This window comes from Lujinxingia vulgaris, assembly GCF_007997005.1.
Taxonomy (GTDB): Bacteria; Myxococcota_A; Bradymonadia; order Bradymonadales; family Bradymonadaceae; genus Lujinxingia.
This window is the reverse complement of the sequence record NZ_VOSL01000060.1, coordinates 1-15,048: the sequence shown is the minus strand read 5'-3', so window position 1 is coordinate 15,048 and position 15,048 is coordinate 1. Positions and strand designations below refer to the sequence as shown.

Annotated in this window: 13 protein-coding genes; 11 read left to right on the top strand and 2 right to left on the bottom strand. The window is 63.5% G+C overall.

What is annotated here, in order from left to right; genetic code table 11:
• Window positions 1-533: 533 nt before the first annotated feature.
• Both FRC96_RS15605 and FRC96_RS15600 read right to left on the bottom strand, forming a co-directional pair.
• Complete coding sequence (locus FRC96_RS15605) at window positions 534-869, bottom strand: hypothetical protein (RefSeq protein ID WP_146975785.1); 336 nt, start codon at window positions 867-869, stop codon at window positions 534-536.
• Between the two features lie 212 nt (window positions 870-1,081).
• Complete coding sequence (locus FRC96_RS15600) at window positions 1,082-1,696, bottom strand: DUF4920 domain-containing protein (protein ID WP_146975784.1); 615 nt, start codon at window positions 1,694-1,696, stop codon at window positions 1,082-1,084.
• Window positions 1,697-1,914: 218 nt separating this feature from the next.
• Between FRC96_RS15600 and FRC96_RS15595 the strand changes: the two genes are divergently transcribed.
• The 11 genes from FRC96_RS15595 to dnaX all read left to right on the top strand — a co-directional run.
• Window positions 1,915-2,142: a hypothetical protein gene (locus tag FRC96_RS15595; RefSeq protein ID WP_146975782.1), complete on the top strand. Its 228-nt coding sequence runs from the start codon at window positions 1,915-1,917 to the stop codon at window positions 2,140-2,142.
• Window positions 2,139-3,098: an ATP-dependent sacrificial sulfur transferase LarE gene (gene larE, locus FRC96_RS15590; protein WP_146975780.1), complete on the top strand. Its 960-nt coding sequence runs from the start codon at window positions 2,139-2,141 to the stop codon at window positions 3,096-3,098. Before FRC96_RS15595 ends, larE begins: the two co-directional genes overlap by 4 nt.
• Window positions 3,091-3,864, top strand: a complete 774-nt coding sequence (gene larB / locus FRC96_RS15585; protein ID WP_230470316.1) for a nickel pincer cofactor biosynthesis protein LarB — start codon at window positions 3,091-3,093, stop codon at window positions 3,862-3,864. Before larE ends, larB begins: the two co-directional genes overlap by 8 nt.
• 2 nt (window positions 3,865-3,866) lie before the next feature.
• Window positions 3,867-5,096, top strand: coding sequence for a nickel pincer cofactor biosynthesis protein LarC (gene larC / locus FRC96_RS15580; protein ID WP_146975779.1), 1,230 nt, complete (start codon window positions 3,867-3,869; stop codon window positions 5,094-5,096).
• Between the two features lie 325 nt (window positions 5,097-5,421).
• A complete protein-coding gene (locus FRC96_RS15575; RefSeq protein WP_146975777.1) occupies window positions 5,422-6,429 on the top strand; it encodes a hypothetical protein in 1,008 nt (335 codons plus the stop codon).
• A gap of 112 nt (window positions 6,430-6,541) precedes the next feature.
• Window positions 6,542-7,447 carry a hypothetical protein gene (locus FRC96_RS15570; RefSeq protein ID WP_146975775.1) on the top strand — a complete coding sequence of 302 codons (906 nt, stop codon included), beginning with the start codon at window positions 6,542-6,544 and terminating at the stop codon, window positions 7,445-7,447.
• A 94-nt stretch (window positions 7,448-7,541) separates the two neighbouring features.
• Complete coding sequence (locus FRC96_RS15565) at window positions 7,542-9,182, top strand: hypothetical protein (protein ID WP_146975774.1); 1,641 nt, start codon at window positions 7,542-7,544, stop codon at window positions 9,180-9,182.
• 70 nt (window positions 9,183-9,252) lie between these two features.
• Entirely contained in the window at window positions 9,253-9,981 is a 729-nt protein-coding gene (locus FRC96_RS15560; RefSeq protein WP_146975772.1) for a hypothetical protein, read from the top strand.
• A gap of 11 nt (window positions 9,982-9,992) precedes the next feature.
• Window positions 9,993-11,276, top strand: a complete 1,284-nt coding sequence (locus FRC96_RS15555) for a hypothetical protein (RefSeq protein WP_146975770.1) — start codon at window positions 9,993-9,995, stop codon at window positions 11,274-11,276.
• A 14-nt stretch (window positions 11,277-11,290) separates the two neighbouring features.
• Entirely contained in the window at window positions 11,291-13,198 is a 1,908-nt protein-coding gene (locus FRC96_RS15550; RefSeq protein ID WP_230470315.1) for a phospholipase D-like domain-containing protein, read from the top strand.
• Between the two features lie 255 nt (window positions 13,199-13,453).
• Window positions 13,454-15,048, top strand: a 1,595-nt coding sequence (gene dnaX, locus FRC96_RS15545) for a DNA polymerase III subunit gamma/tau (RefSeq protein ID WP_146975767.1), incomplete at its 3' end; no start/stop codon positions are given.

The window sequence follows — 15,048 nt, the reverse complement described above, 5'->3', positions numbered from 1 at the left end:
GTGTTGTCGACAATTCGGGGGGCTGTGCTTGTTTCGCGCTGGAGATGCGTTGAGGCAGGGCTCTGTCATCGGGAGGGCTGTAGACAGACTTATTGATATGGGAGCGTCGTGTTCGTGAGGTTTGGGAGTGCGAGGAGCGGTGATTTTTGCGTGATCGAGGGGAGGTCGTGTTCTCGTCGTCGACGTTTGCGACGTTTTGCGGTGGTTTTATGCGACATGTCCGGCTGTTTTAATGCGCCAAACTTGCGAGAAGCCGCATAAATAAAGAGCTTCGTGCGACTGTCGGTCGTTTTTACGATACGACCGGGGGTCGTTTTACGGTCACGATACGACCGGGGGGCGTTTTACGGATGAAGCGAAGCGACTGGGAGTTTGGAAGAGCGTTGAGCGTTGGGAGTCGGGAACAGCGTTGAATGTACATACAGCGTTCGAGCAAAAAACAACGCCCTTGCTGGAGAGGAAGGGCGTCGTCAGGTCAGACCTGCCGAGATGTCGACGGCAGCGTTGGCAGGTCATTCCGAGGATGGGTCTCTTTACTCGTTTCGAATCAGGAGCACGACGCCTGCCGGGTCGGATGTCCAGTGTCCGTTTACGCCATTGAGGGGTTCGAGTTCGTCGCGTTTGGGGCTCTGGAGTTGGGTCATTGCTGCGTCGGGATCATCAGCGATAAGTTCCAGCCAGACGTCGGTCTGGCTTTGGGTCTCGACGCGGTCGATCCAGAGAGTCATGTCGCCAAACGCAAAAGCGACACTGTTTTGCACCTCTTTGGTGACCTGGAGACCAACGCGATCTCGGTAGAACGCAATGGTCTCATCCCATTTATAGAGAGGCACCTTGATAGCGATGTTCCGGCCAGCTTTGAGTTGCATGTCATCTCCGAAGCGCGTGAAGCACATTGGGAAGGGGGGCACCATTGGCCGCACGACGAGGCAGATAGGTCATAAAAAGCACCGGACATCGCGTTGGCCCCCCGGGTCAGCGTCGGCCCCCCGGGTCAACGTCGGCACCCCGGATCAGCGTCGGCACCCTTGGGCAGCGTCGGCACCCTGGGTCAGTGTCGGCACCCTGGGTCAGCGGTCGATTATGCCTCCGGCTGGCTGATCTGAAGAGCGGTCGCCGTAAACTCATAGTTTTTCTGCTCGCCTTCAACCTTCTCCACGGGCTCGCCGGTGGCTTCGGCCTGGTCTTCTGCGTAGTGCTGGGCGAGCTCTTCGGAGATCACGGTGGCGGCGAGCGTGCCCTCGGCGATGACCTGGGCGCCGTCGGAATTGCGTGAGACGAAGAAGCCGTAATCCTTCATGCGCACGCGAACCGGCTCTTCGACCTTGTCGGTCTTAAGCGTGAACCAGCAGCCTTTCTTCTTGCAGACCTGTTCGATGTTGGCGCTGACGCGGATGGTGCCTTCGGGGGAGGCTTCCAGCGCCTGGTCAAGGGGCATCGGTTCGTCTTCCAGGGTGAAAGGGGCGCCGAAGTGGCGGGTCTCACCGGGCTCCAGGTCGCTTGCGAGCTCCTGAGGCTTTTCGCCGTCGGCGGGACCGTCGGTGACCTCTTCGGCCGGGGCTTGCTCTTCGGTGTTTGTGGCTTCGGCCGCTTCAGCGGAGGCTTCTGCCGAGGGGGCGTTGGTCGCATCGCTGGAGGAATCGCAGGCCAGGGGGGCAGCCAGAAGGAGAATCAGAAAAAAGACGTTTTGCCGCATGGTGGTAGCTCCGTCGTGCGTGGAAAGGTGGTACGCCGGTGAAGGCGCTGACTGAAGTTATGCGGCGGCAGTGTAGCAGGAAGTGCGCGTTGCGCCAGTCGGGGGCGCTGAGGTGAGGACGGGCATAAGGGGTGCGCGCTTGAATGTGGATGCGCTTCGGCGGTAGAAACGCGCGAGATGAGGCGCGCAGTCGCGATGAATCGGCGTCAGGAGGAGATGTGGACGAGCAGGAAGTAAAGGCGATCGTGACGGTCTGCCAGGAGATGGGCGTGCTGGCGACGGGCGTGCGCTCGCGCGGGGCGGTCCTGGTGATCGAGCCTGTGATGGGCGCAGCGTTGCCTGGAGCTGATGTGTTGCGGGAGCTATCGAGCAAGCTTGCGAAGCTCGGGCATCGCTATGTGACGCTGGATCTGGGGGGGTATGCGGCACAGGGGGGTGAGCTATGAGCGAGAATCGCTTGAAAATCGAGGGTGAAGGACGACTCTCGGTCGGTGAGGAACGACTCCCGGTCGGGGAGGATCGACTCCCGGTCGGTGAGGAACGACTCCCGGTCGGTGAGGAACGACTCTCGGTCGATGAGTTGCTGCGGGCGATCGAGGCGGAGATGCGTGACGCGGGCAAGCTCGTCGTGGCGTTCAGCGGCGGGGTGGACTCGGCGGTGGTCGCGGCGATCGCGCAGCGCGCGTTGGGTGACCGGGCCTGGGCGGTGACCGCGGTCAGTGAGACGCTTGCCGGAAGAGAGTTGGAGGAGGCCTGCGCGTTGGCCGAAGAGATCGGGATTCGCCACCAGCTCATTGAGTTCAGCGAGCTTGATGATGCGCGCTTTCGCGAGAACACCTCGGCGCGCTGCTTTTTTTGCCAGTCGATGCGCTTTGATCAGATCGCCACCATCGCCGCCTCGCTCGATTGCGATGTGCTGGCCTCGGGCACCAACGCCTCCGATGTCGGGGACCATCGGCCGGGGTTGGAGGCGATGGCCGCGCGTAAGGTGTATCAGCCCCTGCTCCAGCATGGGGTGACCAAGGACCAGGTGCGCGAGCTTGCGCGGGCGCTCGGGCTGAGTGTGTGGGATAAGCCGGCGATGGCCTGTCTCTCGTCGCGGATTCCCCACGGTCTGGAGGTGACCCGCGAGCGGTTGCGACGCGTGGAGCGGGCCGAGGAGGTCTTGCACCGGCTCGGGTTTAAGCAGTTTCGGGTGCGCGCCCACGGTGAGCTTGCCCGGGTGGAGGTGGCCTTCGAGGAGATGGGGCGGGTGCTGGAGCCGAAGGTTCTGGGAGCGATCGCGCAGGGGGTAGAGGCCGCGGGCTTTGAAGAGGTGACGCTGGATTTGATGGGCTTTCGCTCGGGAAGTCTAAATCCGGTGCGTTCAAACAACTCAGAGAAGGAGCAGGACGGTGAGTGATGTGGTGCGGGAACTTCTGCGAGCCTATCGCGAGGGCGACGTTGCAGAAGATGAAGTGGTCGAGCGCCTGGTCAAGCAGCCCTTTGAGGAGCATCTGATCGGGCGTTTTGACCATATGCGCGAGGCGCGTACCGGGATTCCGGAGGCGATCCTGGCCGAGGGTAAAGATCCCCTGGCGGTGGCCGAGATCTTTGAGCGCTACGCGCGCGCCGGCGACCAACTCATCGCCACGCGGGTCACCGAGCCTGTGCTGGCGGCGTTGCGGCCGCAGCTCGAGGGGTTGCAGCACTATAAGGTGGCGCGCATCGTCTCCACGCTCCCGCCCAAGATCGATGAGGACCGGGCCACGGTCTGTGTGATCAGCGCCGGGGCGCTGGATAGGCCCGTGGCCGAAGAGGTCGCCGTCACCAGCCGACTTCTCGGCAACCCCACCCGCGAGATCTTTGACGTGGGCGTGGCCGGGCTCAACCGCCTGGTGGTCGAGCTTGGCACGATCGAGAAGTCCGGGATCCTGGTGGTTGTGGCGGGCATGGACGGCGCGCTCCCCAGCGTGATCGGGGGGATGGCCTCGCAGCCGGTCATCGCGGTGCCGACCAGCGTGGGCTACGGCACGAGCTTTAAGGGCGTGGCCGCGCTCCTGACCATGCTCAACGCCTGCTCGCCAGGGACCGGCGTGATGAACATCGACAACGGGTTTGGCGCAGCGGTGCTCGCCACGAAAATCAATCAGTTCGGCCAGCGCGTCAGCGCCGGCGCAAGGGAGTAAGCATGGCGACGCATATTCACCTCGATCTGCTGGGCGGGCTGGCCGGCGATATGTTTCTGGCCGCCGCCATCGACGCGGGCCTGGTCGATGTGACTCGCCTCGAAACCGCATTGCAGTCGGTGGGGCTTGGGCCGGTGCGGGTGGTCAGCGAGCGTGTGGTGCGTGGCGCCATTGAAGGGGTGCACGTGCGCTTTGAGGGCTGGGATCCGGCCATGGAGAGTGACCACCGCCACCTGAGCACGATCGAGGCGATGATCGCCGAGAGCGCTTTGAGCGAGGGCGTCAAACGCCGGGCCACGGCAATGTTTCGGACCCTCGGTCAGGCCGAGGCCACGGTGCACGGCATTGAGCTGGAGCGGGTGCATTTCCATGAGGTCGGGGCGGTCGACTCGATCCTCGACTTTGTGGCGGCGGCCTGGGTTATTGAGGAGGTCGACGCAACCTTCTCCTTCGGGGAGATCCCGGTGGGGAGCGGCACCATTGAGACCGCCCACGGCACGATCCCTGTGCCCGCGCCGGCCACCGCCAAACTTCTGGAGGGCTTGGAGCTCACCTACCAGGATGTGGCCACGGAGTTTGTTACGCCGACCGGCGCGGCGATCCTGGCGACGGTGGCCGCACAGCCCGGCAAGCGACAGGGCCGACTCAAAGCCTCGGGCTTCGGGTGCGGCACGCGCGACTTTAAGTCGCACTCCAACGTGGTGCGCCTGGTGGTGATGGAGCAGGGCGCTGGCGAACGACCCTCGGACGCGGCGGGCGACGCTCCCGGCTGGGAGCGTGAGGACGTGGTGCAGCTCGTCTGTGAGATCGACGACCTGCAGCCGGAGTTGATGGCTGCGGTCGAGGCGCAACTCTTTGACGCCGGGGCCCTCGACGTGGTGCGCGAGCCGGTGCTGATGAAGAAGGGGCGCAGTGGCGAGCGACTCTCGGTCCTCTGTGAGGCGGAACTCTCGGAGGCGCTGTTGCGCGTGATCTTCGTGCACACCACCACCTTCGGGGTTCGCGTGGTGCCGGTCTCGCGGGTGATCCTTCGCCGTACGCGACACCTGGTGGAGACGACCCTCGGTCAGGTTCACGTCAAGGTGGGCTGGCTCGGTGACGAGGCCATCAAGTCTACCCCCGAGTTTGAGGACTGCCGTCTGCTGGCCGAGCGCCACCATCTTCCGGTGCATACCGTCTACCTGGAGGCGCAGCGTGTCGCGGCCGCGCTACTCACAGACCGAGCGAAGTAAAGCCATAATGTGATCGGGCGGGTCCGGAGATCCTCCGCGACGGGGCGCGGTCATCGTGGCTGAAAAGCTCGACCGGCACCTGTTTATGCGGTGATGCACGGTCTGCGATGACGAAAGTGTGACGAATTGAAGTGTGCTGTTGAAACGCCCTATCCCACGTGGTAGGTAGCGCTCCCAACGGAGGGTCCGGTGCCGAGAGGCTTCCAGAAACTCTAGAAAATCGTGAGTTTAAGCCAGGTTGGCTTTCCAGAGGTCTGGCGCTCGTTGGGTGCTCCGCTCAGGTGAGACGGAGCAAAACGTGACCACACAAATGCAGGAAACGAACATGTCGAAGCGAAATCTGTTGGCGTTGATGTTCTGTTCGATGGCTCTGGCCGTAGCGCCCCTTACGGCCTGTGGCGGAACCGAAGATCCCAGCGGTGACGACACCATCGAAGATACCGGCGGCGAGCCCGATGCCGGCGATGAAGATGTCGATCCGGTCGAAGACACCAACCCCGAGCCGGATGTCGAGCCCGACGCTGAGCCGGACACCGACCCCAACCCGGGCACCTGCGTTAAGAACAGCCTCTTCTTCGGCCAGGTGGGCGACTTTGATAGCGACGACCACAGCGGCGGCGTGCCCTCGACCACCGCAGAGCTGAGCGACGCCGGCCTGGGCGCCTACCTCGATCTGCTGGAGCCGACGGCAACCGAAGGTGAGACCCCCGCCTCGGCCGTCATCACCCTGGATACCCCGGTGGAAGTCACCGGCGCGATCGTGATCGCGACGAGCTTCAAGTCGAGCAACTTCGACCAGGGCCAGGTGCGCTTCTGGGTTCAGGACGCCAACGGCGTGGCCAAGTTCTACCTCGACGAAGCCCCCATCGAGCAGACGATTCTGGTCGGCGACGAGCTCAACTTCACCATCGAGTCCTACCAGTACTACTCCGGTCAGGCGCAGATTAAGACCGTCAGCGGCTTCGAAGTTGTGAGCAGCAACAACGACGTGCCCTTCGTTGATGTTGAGAACGAAGCGCTGAGCATGGATCTCTACCAGCAGCTTGTGCGCGTCGGCGGCGAGCTTGTGGGGGCTCCCACCGAATGCGGTGGCTCCAGCAAGTGCTACACGATGGTCTACGGCGACGAGGGACAGTTTGAAGTGGTGCTTCGCTCCACCTCGAACTTCCTTGCCGAGGGTGATTGCGTGACCTACATGGGGCCAGTCATCGCTCATCCGCATCCCTACAGCTCCAACTTCGTCGAAGACCCGGCAGCTGAGCCGCAGCCCTCGCCGCAGCTTGATACGATCAACTTCGGGTGGCTCTTCGATCCGCCCAGCTTCGAAGATTGATCCCTTCGACGAGCCGGCTGCCCGATGAGGGCAGGCCGGCTCGTCGTCTTTTGGCCCCTGTTCTGGGGGTCATATGGCCTTCTGCCAACCCTTTCTTCCCCGAGATACAACCATGTTGCGAAGCCGAATTGCGGGCTCTCGCCAGCTCCGATGGGGTGCTTTTGCTGCGCTCCTTCTGATCGGATCCACCGGATGTGTGGAGCCGGAGCAGGGTGAGGATCCTGGCGAATACTTCAGCGATGGAGACTACGGTCAGGTCCAGGACCCGATCGCGTTTTCGACCACGCCTTATGATTTCACCGGCGAGCTGCCCATTGAGGATCTCAAAGGCGCGTTTGCCGACGAGGTGGTCTGGGTGGGCTTTAGCCCTGGCGAGCCCTATCCGGTCTCGGGCGATTGTGACCCGGAGCGCGACTGGGATGAGACGATTCCCGGCGTGGTCAACGAGCTGCCCGTGGAGATCGAGGGCATCGTCACCACGCATCCGCGCTACTTCCAGAAAGTCTCGGTGTGTGGCGTGGAGCAGCGCTATTACGGGAGCTACACGCTCGAAGATTCCAGCGGTGGCATCCTGGTGCTCAAAGACTCGCGTATTGCGGAGTTTGAGATTGGCGACCGGGTGCGCATCACCGCCCGCGCCATCATGAAGAACTTCGACTCGCTGGCCGTGCTGGCCTACAGCGACGAGGAGGTGCTCAATAGCCCCGAAGAGCGCACGCCCGTGCACTTTGAGGAGGTTGAGCGGTCGTTCCGCGCCGATGAGGACGTCTACGAGGTGCGCCGGGTGACCGGGCGCGTGGTGCTGGCGCCGACCAACCAGAACTTCAATGAGATGCGCATTCAGTCGCTCGAAGATCCCAACATTGAGTGGCTCGCCAGCGTTGACGCGGAGCTGGGACGTCGAGGCATCGGTCCCGAGGTCGGCGAGGTGGTGCAGGTGACCGCGCCGGTGATCAACAGCTTCGGCGTGCGACTGCTTATTACCGCCCTGGGACAACTGGAGTACGTCGATCCCTGAGCGGGACATCTTCAAGAGAAGCCCTTTCACAGGCCGACGATGCGCTTTGGGTGCGGGATTCGGCGAAGTAAAGTCAGAGTACAGAGAAAAGACGATGATGAAGATCAATGCAGGTCGCGCCGGTGCGTGGTTGTTGGTGGGAGCGATGGTGGTGCCTTCGACGGTGCTGGCTCAGGAGATTAGCCCGGAGGACGCCGTCTCCACCGAGCGCCTTCAGGCCCCCGAGATCGCCCCGGTGGCTGAGGAAGAGGCCGAGGACGAGCGCCTGGACTGGGACTTCCGGCTGACCAGCGAGGTGCACTCCTCGGATAACGCCGGGTTCCGCCAGCTCGATGAAGAGAACGGCAACCAGGAGCGCATCGAGACCGATGACCGCCACACCTTCGCCTACACCTCGATCGCGATGGGCGCGAACTACAAGGTCCTCGACGACACGACGCTCAACTTCAGCGCGAGCCACTCCGGCCTCTGGGGCAGTGACCAGCTCGGCGGCACCAACGATTTTGGCGGTTTCTTCTACGTGTACGACCTCAACGTGGACTGGCAGGCGCTGGATCTGGACGCGGTGAAGCTCAACGCGCGCTTCGGTCGCCAGGCCTACACCATCGGCGGCACGCCGCGTGATTATTTCATGCGCGACAACGTCGACGGTCTGACGCTCAACTTCGACTTTGGCGCCGGCGGCAAGCTGCGCGTGCTGGCCTTTGACCTCTTCGCCTCGCAGGGCCGCCCGGACACGGTGAGCTTCCTTCGCTGGCACGCCGGTCGCGACCTCGTCTACAACATGCGCGGTGAGACCAACACCTTCCGTTACGGTGGTGTGTACGAGAACACGGACCTGATTGACGGCCTGGAGGCGCGCGCCTTTGGTTACTTCGCCTCGATCGGCGGGGCAGGCACCGGCGCCGACCGCACCCACGAAGGGACGCTGGGGAACTTCTCGGATAACGACTTCTCGTGGCTCGCCGGCGCGCGCGCCAGCTACTACCTGGAGCTCGATACCGCGCGTCTGGGCGCCTACGGTGAGTACGCCTACTCCGGCGGCATCGACCGCAAAGAGGTCAACATCGGCGTGCACGACGTGGCCATTGACGGCCAGGCCTTTGGCGCCGGCGTGAGCGGTGACCTGGACCTGGGCGCGGCTGGCCTGCACCTGGCGCTGCAGTACTTCCGCGCCGACGGCGCGCAGTACGGCGCCGATGGCCTCCAGTTCAACCACGGCTTTGTCTCGATGGGTGGCTCCTACGCCGGTGGTCTGAACATGGGCCGCTACAACGGCTGGCGTCCCTCGGCGTACGTGAGCCGCGAGGGCATCGCGCATTCCGAGCACGACATCCGCCGCGAGGGCGGCACCCAGATCTTGCACGGCGGGCTGGGCGTGACCCTTGATCCAGGCCTTCGTCTGGACCTTGGCGCCTGGATGTACCAGGACACCGGCTCGACCAACCTCGACTTTGCTCGCCTGGATGCGGCCGGCGACCGTCTGCCCTCGGGCTACTCGCGTGACCAGCTTGAGGCGCAGCAGCGCCTGGGCAAGTCGCTGGGTACCGAGCTCAACGCCAGCCTGAGCTACCAGGCCAACGAGGCGCTCTCGCTCTACGGGATGGGCGGCATCTTCCTTCCCGGTGAGTTCTACGAGATCGAGATCACCCGCAACGCCGGTAGCGCGCGCGGTAGCGTGGACAACCTCCAGCAGTTCTGGGCGGTCTCGGCCGGTGCCACGCTGGTCTTCTGATCGAGCAGGCTGGCGAGGACGAAGCTCAAGGTTTTGTGTGCGGCGCAATCCTTTGCGCCCAGGAGAGAAGATGAGAGCGCGATGGTACACAGCGATGGGCCTGCTGGTGGCGACCGGCGTCGGGTGTGTGGACACCACCGACCCGGGCACCTCCGAGGAGCAGGTGCTCTACCGCTGGGAGACCGACAATGAGCCCACCACCGGCGAGCGTGGCAACATGCTTGTTAATGAGATCGGGTGGGCGGGAAGTGTCTCCGATGATGGGGTCTACGACCCCGACGACGTCTTTATTGAGCTGCTCAACAAGAACCCGCGTCCGGTTAATGTGAGCCGCTGGAACGTGGAGATCGGCGGCGATTACGAGTTCAGCTTCCGGCTCCCGGAGATGGCCGAGCCCATCCTCCCCAACGAGTTTGTGGTGATCGCGGCCAAGCCCGATGGGGCGTTTGGCCAGGATGCGGACATCATCGTCGAGGAGCTTCGGCTGGGTAAGCGCGCGGTCTATGTAGGCCTGCGTGATGCGGACCGTCGCCTGATGGATTCGGGCGGCTCGCGCGAGGAGCATATCTTCGCGGGGAGCTACGACCTGGTGACGACGCGCTCGATGGAGCGCACCCAGGTGCTCTTTGGCAACCGCGGCAACCAGGATCGCGCCTGGACGGCGAACATCGATGATGTGATGGGCACCGGCGGTGATCGCGAGATCGCCGAGGGCTGGCGCCAGCACACCATGGCCAGCCCGGGCGCCGCCAACAGCGCCGACTACTCCGGCAGCACCACCAGCGGGGGCTTTGAGTGATGAGAGCATCCATGACGACGAACCCCTTTCGTAAGGCGGCGCTCATCGCGCTGCTCGCGCTTGCGCTCCCGGCAACCTCCGCCCATTGGGTGGGGGAGGTGCAGGCGCAGGATGACGACTATGAGGGCTGGTTCACCTACGTCGATTTTTACGTCGGTGAGCAGCAAACGCAGGAGGCCGTGCGCACGGGCATGGTCGCCGATATCAACAACGCCACCGAGCGCATCGAGGCGGCCTTCGGGGCGCTGGAGGATGGCGAGGTGGTCGAGGCCCTGGAAGCGGCCGCGGCGCGTGGCGTGCAGGTGCGCCTGGTCAGCGATGAGGGCAGCGCCTCGGTCAGCGGCATCAGCACGCTTTTGGCCAATGGCGAGATCGACTCGGTGCTTGGCGACGGGCCGCTCTCGTATCTTCCCGACCCCACGCTGACCACGGTGCTGGAGTTCTGCCAGACCAACTCCTCTGGCGACTACATCCAGTGCACCTCGGCCGGCGGTCAGGGCAACAACGAGAACCTGGTCAACCGCCCCGACAGCTTCAACGTGATGACGCACAGCTTCGTGGTGATTGATACGACCACGGTCTGGAACATCACCGCGCCGCTCACCGATGAGCAGCCCCTCTGGCTTGCGTTTCGGGCGACGAGCGAAGATCTCGCGCGCAGCTTCCGCCGCGAGTTCAACCAGATGCACGCCGGGGTCTTCTCGACCACGCTCAGCGTGTACAACGGGCCTTTGAAGTCGATCACCCAGAACGTGACCCTTCGCAACACCAACCGCGGGCAGATGCGCGTGCGCTTCAACCCGCAGGAGCGGCTGGTCAAAAACGTCATCGACGAGATCTACCGCGCCAAGGGTTCGGTGTGGGTGATGACCGAAGATCTGCAGAACCGCGATCTGATCAACGCGCTGCGCTACAAGCAGGAGAACGGCTTTGATGTGCGTGTGATGGTGGGCTCCACCCAGGGAAGCTCGGTGGACAGCGAGCTCGCTGATCTCGACGTGGTGCGTGCGCCGGCGTCGATGGGGCTTCTGCCCACCTTCATCGTGCACGACGCCGAGCGCGACGTGCAGGGCCGGCGTCAGCCGCGTCTGGTGCAGATGCTCAGCCACAACTTGTGGCAGGGTGCGCCGATGGACGTGATCACCCGGGTGCCCAACGACGAGGTGCGCATCTACCCCTCCGACACCTTCGTGGACGGCGCGATGTGGGAGATCCTGGAAGACGGCACCGAGCCCAACGATGCGGTCGATCCCTTCGTGCAGGCCTGGGAGTCGGCCTGGAGTGAGGCTCAGTGATGCGAGAGATGACGATGACCAATCAGCAAATCACAGCGCTGGAGCGCATGATGACGACCTCGCCAGTGCATCTTCTGACCCGCGGCCTGCTTCTTCTGGCGGTGGTGTTGAGCAGCGCGGCCTGCGGGCTCGACGACCCGGGCGATCTGGAGACGCTTGAGACCCCGCGGGTCGAGGTCTTCTTTAACTCGCCGGGCTTTAAGCGCGGCACCGAGTTCAACCGTAAGCCCAGCGAGTTCATCACCGAGCGCATTGACGCGGCGCGCGTCTCGGTGGACGCGGCGGTGTACGGCTTTAACAAGCAGAACATCGTCGACGCGCTGGTGCGTGCCCATTACCGCGGTGTGCGCGTGCGCCTTGTGGCCGATGCCGGCGAGTACAGCCGAGGGTCGTACGGCTACGATATTATGGAGCAGCACAAGGTGCCGATTCAGACCGGCAACCAGTTCCACATCATGCACGACAAGTTCTTCGTGATTGATGACCGCTTTGTGTTTGTGGGTACCGGCAACATCTCCAACTCGGAGTTCACCTACAACAACAACAACTGGCTGTGGATCGATAACGACGAGCACGCCGATCTGTATACTGCGGAGTTCGAGCAGATGTTCGCCGGGCGTTTCTCGGCGGCCAAGCACCCGACCACGCTCCCCAACCGCTTCCAGATCGGGGACACCGAGGTGGAGGTCTACTTCTCGCCGCAAGATGACGCGATGGGCAAGATTCTGGAGGAGCTCAAGAACGTCGACACCTCGATTTACTTCACGATCTTTGCGTTCACCAAAGATCAGGTGGCCAGTGAGTTTATCGCGCGCCAGCGGGAGTTTGAGGCGTTTAACGAGGCTGAAGGCACCTCAGATCTGCCGCCGCTGGAGCGCCCCAAAGGGGTGGTCGGCGTGCTGGACCGCTCGCAGCTTCACGGCAACGGGCAGTACCACCAGGGCTATCGCCTGGCGGCCAACGGCATCCCGATGCGCCTCGACGGCAACGAGAACTCCGGGCTTCCCGGTGACTATCAGGCCGGTGGCGGTCGCCTGCACGCCAAGACCATGATCCTGGACGCGGGCACGCCCAACGCACGCGTGATCTCGGGGAGCTTTAACTGGTCGTCGGCGGCGACGATCTCCAACGATGAGATCCTGATCATTCTTCGTGGGGAGCGTATCACCAACCAGTACCTGGAGGAGTTCTACAACATCTGGGACAACGGCAAGGACATCTCCTCGGCGATGTGCTTGTTGATGAAGGATAACGAGGAGCTGACCTGTGACGATGAGGTGGAGCAGGGTGACGTGGTCATCAGCGAGGTGCATTTCGATGGCTGGAATGGCGAACGTGACCCCTCCGACCACAACTGCAGTGGGGGTAACGATCTGGACTGCCGCCGTCGTGTGACCAACGACCAGTTTGTGGAGCTCTACAACACCACCGACAAGCCGATTAACCTCTCGATGTGGACCTTGAGCAACGGCCAGGACGTGATCATGGGCTTTACCCCGGGCAGCGTCATCGATCCCGGCGAGTACTTCCTGGTGCTCGATCACAACACGGTGCCGCTTTCGGAGCGCGATCCGCAGCGTGGTGAGCACGCGTTCACCAACCCGGATTTCGTGCTGAACACGGCCAACGATCCGCGCTTCCGCCGCCTGAATCTCAAGAACGGCTCGATGCAGCTGGAGCTTCGCAACACGCGCCAGGTCGTTGTCGATCGCGCCGGCGATGGATCTCCGGCCTATTTTGGCGGGCGAGAAGGTGATACAAACTACTCGATGGAACGCATCATCGCAGCCGACGGCAACGTGGGTGATGGCGACGTCCGCTCGAGCTGGAAGCAATGCGCGGCCAGCGAAGGCGGGGAAAACGTCAACGAGGCGTTCCGCAGCTTTATCATCGCCACCCCTGGCGAGCCCAATTCACCGTGATTGTATGGGAGTGATGATGCCTGATTGGGGGGCTATCCGGCCCTCTCCCGCTGCAAGTGGTTGATGTGTGTGGAGCCTGAAAGGACGCCGCCCCGGGGAAGATCCCCGTCGGGCGGCGTTTTCATCTCTGGGGCCGGGGGCGGAGGGTGAGGAGCCGCCTTTTTTTTGAGCCTTGAGTGCAGTAGAACACAGGCCGGTGTGCCGGGCGGGCGGTCTGCGCGGGCACCCGAGCAACCTTTTGGCGTAGGGAAGTCGATGTCGTACAAGGTGTTGGCCAGGAAGTGGCGCCCCGAGCATTTTGAACAGGTGGTGGGTCAGGGCCATGTTGCCCGCACGCTCAAGAACGCCATTGCGCAGGATCGGGTGCACCACGCCTACCTCTTCTGCGGGGCGCGCGGGGTGGGCAAGACCTCGACGGCGCGCATTCTGGCCAAGGCGCTCAACTGCGAGCAGGGGCCCACGGACACACCCTGTTATCAGTGTGCGTCGTGTCAGGAGATCTCGAAGGGGCAGTCGGTCGATGTTTTTGAGATCGACGGCGCGTCGAACCGCGGCATCAACGAGATTCGGGAGCTGCGCGAGGGGGTGCGCTATGCGCCGAGCCGCGACCGCAACAAGATCTACATCATCGATGAAGTGCACATGCTCACCACCGAGGCCTTCAACGCGCTGTTGAAGACCCTGGAGGAGCCGCCGGATCACGCGCGCTTTATCTTTGCGACGACCGAGCCGCAGAAGATTCCGGTGACGATCTTGAGCCGCTGCCAGCGCTTTGACTTTAAGCGGATCGGGCAGAACGACATCGTCGAGCATCTTGAGCATCTCTGCCGCGAGGAGGGCATCGACGCGGAGCGCGCCGCCCTGCAGATCGTGGCCCGCCAGGCGGCCGGGGGCATGCGCGACGCGCTGAGTCTGCTCGATCAGATCATCAGCTTCAGCGGCAAGAGCATCAAGGAGTCGGAGATCGCCGAGGTGCTCGGGGTAGCCAATCGCCGCCACCTCTTCGATCTCTCGGAGGCGGTGCTCAGCCATGATGCCGAGCGCGCGCTGGTGGTGGTCGATGAGGTCAACCGCTACGGCTACGACATGCAGCAGTTCGCCTCGGAGCTGGTCACGCATTTTCGCGATCTGATGGTCACCTCGGTGGTCGCCGATCCGGAGCTTGTGACCGAGCTGACCGAGAGTGAGCTTCAGGTGGCCCGCCAGCAGATCGCCGGGCAACCCCAGGAGCTCTTGCATCGCTGCTTTAGCGTGATGGTGGAGGGGGCGCAGAAGATGCACCGCTCTCCGTACCCGCGGCTGATTTTCGAGATGACGCTGGTACGCCTGGCGGCGCTGGAGCCGATGGTCGGCCTGGATCTTCTGGTCGACCGCCTGGGGCTTCTGGAAGAGGCGCTCTCGGAGGATATCGGCGGGGAGATCGCGTGGCCGGAGCGTCCCGCGCCGCGCGTTATGGTCGCGGCTCCCGCGTCGACGCCTGCCGCTGCGCCCGTAGAAAAAAAAACTCTGAGTGAGGTTGCGCCCCTGACCGAGGGTCAGCCGGAGGCGACCGAGGGTCAGCCGGAGGTGACCGAGGGTCAGCCGGAGGTGACCGAGGGTCAGCCGGAGGTGACCGAGGGTCAGGCGGAGGCGACCGAGGGTCAGCCGGAGGTGACCGAGGGTCAGCCGGAGGTGACCGAGGGTCAGCCGGAGGTGACCGAGGGTCAGCCGGAGGTGACCGAGGGTCAGCCGGAGGCGACCGAGGGTCAGCCGGAGGTGACCGAGGGTCAGCCGGAGGTGACCGAGGGTCAGGCGGAGGTGACCGAGGGTCAGCCGGAGGTGACCGAGGGTCAGCCGGAGGTGACCGAGGG

Bases quoted from the DNA above. Each gene is read 5' to 3' on its own strand.
- FRC96_RS15565 (WP_146975774.1), top strand. From the start codon at position 7,542: ATGATGAAGATCAATGCAGGTCGCGCCGGTGCGTGGTTGTTGGTGGGA.
- FRC96_RS15570 (WP_146975775.1), top strand. From the start codon at position 6,542: ATGTTGCGAAGCCGAATTGCGGGCTCTCGCCAGCTCCGATGGGGTGCT.
- larE (WP_146975780.1), top strand. From the start codon at position 2,139: ATGAGCGAGAATCGCTTGAAAATCGAGGGTGAAGGACGACTCTCGGTC.
- FRC96_RS15550 (WP_230470315.1), top strand. From the start codon at position 11,291: ATGACCAATCAGCAAATCACAGCGCTGGAGCGCATGATGACGACCTCG.
- FRC96_RS15605 (WP_146975785.1), bottom strand. From the start codon at position 869: ATGCAACTCAAAGCTGGCCGGAACATCGCTATCAAGGTGCCTCTCTAT.
- FRC96_RS15555 (WP_146975770.1), top strand. From the start codon at position 9,993: ATGACGACGAACCCCTTTCGTAAGGCGGCGCTCATCGCGCTGCTCGCG.
- FRC96_RS15600 (WP_146975784.1), bottom strand. From the start codon at position 1,696: ATGCGGCAAAACGTCTTTTTTCTGATTCTCCTTCTGGCTGCCCCCCTG.
- FRC96_RS15560 (WP_146975772.1), top strand. From the start codon at position 9,253: ATGAGAGCGCGATGGTACACAGCGATGGGCCTGCTGGTGGCGACCGGC.
- FRC96_RS15575 (WP_146975777.1), top strand. From the start codon at position 5,422: ATGTCGAAGCGAAATCTGTTGGCGTTGATGTTCTGTTCGATGGCTCTG.
- larC (WP_146975779.1), top strand. From the start codon at position 3,867: ATGGCGACGCATATTCACCTCGATCTGCTGGGCGGGCTGGCCGGCGAT.